The sequence below is a fragment of the Streptomyces caelestis genome, assembly GCF_001279005.1.
Classification (GTDB): domain Bacteria; phylum Actinomycetota; class Actinomycetes; order Streptomycetales; family Streptomycetaceae; genus Streptomyces; species Streptomyces heliomycini.
The window spans coordinates 1-731 of the sequence record NZ_LGCN01000049.1 but is presented as its reverse complement, the minus strand read 5'-3'; the positions used below and the strand labels follow the sequence as shown (position 1 = coordinate 731).

Annotated in this window: 1 protein-coding gene; it reads right to left on the bottom strand. The window is 73.1% G+C overall.

All coding sequences use genetic code 11. The annotated features are described in order from the left end of the window. A partial coding sequence (locus tag ADK41_RS05145; RefSeq protein ID WP_245174604.1) for a beta-ketoacyl reductase occupies positions 1-731 on the bottom strand: 731 nt, incomplete at both ends.

Here is a 731-nt window from a genome sequence, read left to right as displayed (position 1 = left end):
GGGGCGAGGGCGCGGAGGAGGGCGGGGACCTCGTCGGTGCGGGTGCGCAGGGCGGCGGTGTCGACCCGCAGCGGGACGACCGTGGCCTCGCCGCGCTCCAGGCCGGCCGCGAACAGCTCCAGCCCGGCCTCGTGGGAGAGCACCGGCAGACCCTGCGACGCCATCCGCCGACGGTCCACCTCACCCAGGTACCGGCCAAGACCCGCACCCACGTCCCAGAACCCGAACGCCATCGACGTCGCCGGCAGACCCTCCGCCCGCCGACGCGCCGCCAACGCGTCCAGGAACACATTCGCCGCAGCGTAATTGCCCTGACCCGCCGTCAGCACCAGACCACCGGCCGACGAGAACAACACGAACGCCGCCAGATCCAGACCACCCGTGGCCTCGTGCAACCACCACGCCGCATCCGCCTTCGGCGCCAGCACACCGTCCACCCGCTCCGGCGACAACGCACCCACCAGCCCGTTGTCCCCCACACCCGCGGCATGCACCACCGCCAGCAGACCACGCCCCGCAACCAAAGACGCGACCAGGGCCCGGACCGCATCACGGTCCGACACATCACAGGCGACGATGTCGACGCGGGCGCCGAGCGTGGTGAGTTCCTCGGCGAGTTCACCGGCGCCGGGGGCGTCGGGGCCCCGCCGGGACGTCAGGACCAGATCCCGCACCCCACGCTCGGCCACCAGATAACGGGCGACCACCGCCCCCAGACCACCCGTACCACC